The 2421-nt window shown below is 44.7% G+C and carries 3 protein-coding genes; all 3 read left to right on the top strand.

The features are described 5' to 3' along the window. Positions 1–97: 97 nt before the first annotated feature. The 3 genes from ACH2DQ_RS12090 to ACH2DQ_RS12080 all read left to right on the top strand — a co-directional run bounded on the left by ACH2DQ_RS12090 (position 98) and on the right by ACH2DQ_RS12080 (position 2379). The gene (locus ACH2DQ_RS12090; RefSeq protein ID WP_394911812.1) at positions 98–874 is read left to right on the top strand and encodes an ABC transporter permease; all 777 of its coding nucleotides are present in this window, start codon (positions 98–100) and stop codon (positions 872–874) included. Between the two features lie 187 nt (positions 875–1061). Then, positions 1062–2159, top strand: coding sequence for a helix-turn-helix domain-containing protein (locus tag ACH2DQ_RS12085; protein ID WP_394911813.1), 1098 nt, complete (start codon positions 1062–1064; stop codon positions 2157–2159). Next, entirely contained in the window at positions 2140–2379 is a 240-nt protein-coding gene (locus ACH2DQ_RS12080; protein ID WP_394911814.1) for a hypothetical protein, read from the top strand. The genes ACH2DQ_RS12085 and ACH2DQ_RS12080 overlap by 20 nt, the downstream gene beginning before the upstream one ends. Positions 2380–2421: the final 42 nt, after the last annotated feature.

Raw genomic sequence — 2421 nt, 5'->3', positions numbered from 1 at the left:
AAAGCGCTTGCCCTCTGCGAAAGTGGAATATGTAGAAAAGCAGCCCACGCTGGAAGAAATATTTCTGGCTATCATAGGTAAAAAGGAGGAGAATTAAATGAAAACCACCAAAAAGCATTTTTTTACAGATATCAGGATTATGCTTGGACGCTCCATGAAGCATATTTTAAGAAGTATAGACACCATTATCACCGTTTGCCTCACCCCTATTGCAATGATGTTGTTGTTCGTATATGTCTTTGGGGGTGCAATGGGCAGCGGCATGAGTACGGAAGAATATGTAACTTATTCCCTGCCCGGTATTCTGCTCATAGCAATTGCCAGTGCATCTGCCTACACGGCTCTGCGCATATTTGAGGATATCAGAACCGGTTTTTTCGACCGGCTGAACTCTATGCCTATTGCTACATCTTCAGCATTGTGGGCACATGTTCTGACATCTCTTATATCCAATGCCCTGTCACTGGCCATCATTCTTGCTGTGGCATTTCTCATGGGGTTCCGTTCTCCGGCAGGCATCGTAAACTGGCTGGGTGCAGCGGGCATTCTTACATTTTTTACCTTGGCGCTGACCTGGGTTGCCGTCATTGCGGGGCTCAAAGCCAGAACAGCGGACGGTGCGGGGGCTTTTGCATATCCCCTTATCTTTCTTCCGTTTATCAGCTCTGCTTTTCTGTCAACAGAAACCATGCCCGCCGCAGTACGTTCTTTTGCCCAGAATCAGCCGGTTACCGCTATTGTAGACAGCATCCGTGCCCTGTTGGCGAACCAGCCGGTTGGCGGTGAAATCTGGACCGCCCTGGCATGGTGCACAGGCATTCTTCTAATCGCTTATATCCTGGCTATGCGGGCATATAAGAACAGGCGGGCCTGAGCAAAACTGGAGCCATTGATCACAAACAGGCACAGGATGCTCTGATTTTCGGATAAGAAGCGGTAAATCCTTTGCGTATTTGCATATTTGCATATAAGAAAAGATGAATTCACAGTATGATTCCTACCAGGATAGCGGTATAATAGAAACAACGTTGTTACCTTTATTATAATGGGGAGGAATACCAGTGGAAAAAAGCAATGATTATTTAAATAGATTGTCATTATTAACCGGAACAGGATTTTTCATCTCGAAAAATGATATGGTGGAAGCGTGTGGGAAAAACAGTGGTATGAATCCAATTGCTTTTAGTGAGAATTTACGGGGAAAATTATTAAATATGGCAGATGCCGGAAATGCTCCTGTTCTGTATCAGGATGGGTATCAGATCCTATGGGGATGCGTAAAGCAAAAGGAGCGGTACATTTTAATCGGACCTATGAGTATGAAAAACCTGACCCGGCTGGAATTGCATCATTACTACCGGGATTATGGCATACATACAGGAACAGAAAAAACGCTCCCGGTCTTTACCCTGTCACAGGCACTGGCAGCGGTGCAGATGGCTTCCGTAGAATCCCCGGTTATTACCTGTTCACAGGAAACATTAATTCGAGATAATCATTTGGCGCAGGGATTGCAGGATGGTGTGGAAGAAGAGATCCTTCGGTTTCAGATAGAGGAAGATACCGCCGGTATTTATCATCATACTTATCAGGAAGAACGGCATTTATTAGCGTGTGTCCGGGAGGGACGGGCAGAGGATGCACTAAAATACAATATGGTAATTGACGAAGGAACGGGACGACTGTCAAAAAGGGAAGTGAATCATTGGAAAAAAGTGGTGATCGTAGCCATTACGCTGTGTACCAGAGCGGCGATTGAGGGCGGCGTTTCACCGGCGGCTGCCTATCAGCTGAGTGACTTTTATATACAGAAATGTGATGAATATGACAACGTTCCGGCACTGGTGGAATGTAGAAATCATGTGGTAAAACAACTGACAGAGCAGGTAAAGAAAAGAAATGAAGGCCGGGGCAGCTCTAATTATGTGGATCAGTGCAAAGACTATATAAGCAAGCATTATAAGGAAAAAATATATCTGAATGATCTGGCAGATGCCCTGGGTCTCAGCAGTACTTATCTGTCACGGCTTTTTTCGAAAGAAACAGGAATGAGGCTTCAGGATTATATCAACTGGTTTAAAGTTGAACGGGCAGCAAATCAGTACGGTATCGGCATACTTGAAAGTCCTGGAGGAAACCGTGAGACGGCTGGACGGTAAATTTCACCGCGTATTTTTATCGCATCATGTAATGGAAACGGATGCAATGATTCTGAAAAATATGATTGACGTCTGCAGAGACGTGCTTGCGGGCAGTGCCGATGATTTACCCTTTGCATTTATGGGAAACCAGGCGTGGATAGCCAAGAAATGTAATGAACGTTTTGAAAGAGCAGATGGAAAAAGCGGGAATCTGATTTACAGTAAGGCGAAACTGTAAGTATAAAACTATAGCAATATTCAAACATAATGCCACCAAGGA

This window comes from Robinsoniella sp. (assembly GCF_034124845.1).
The sequence above is the reverse complement of the archived record's forward strand: the minus strand, read 5'-3'. Positions and strand labels throughout refer to the sequence as shown.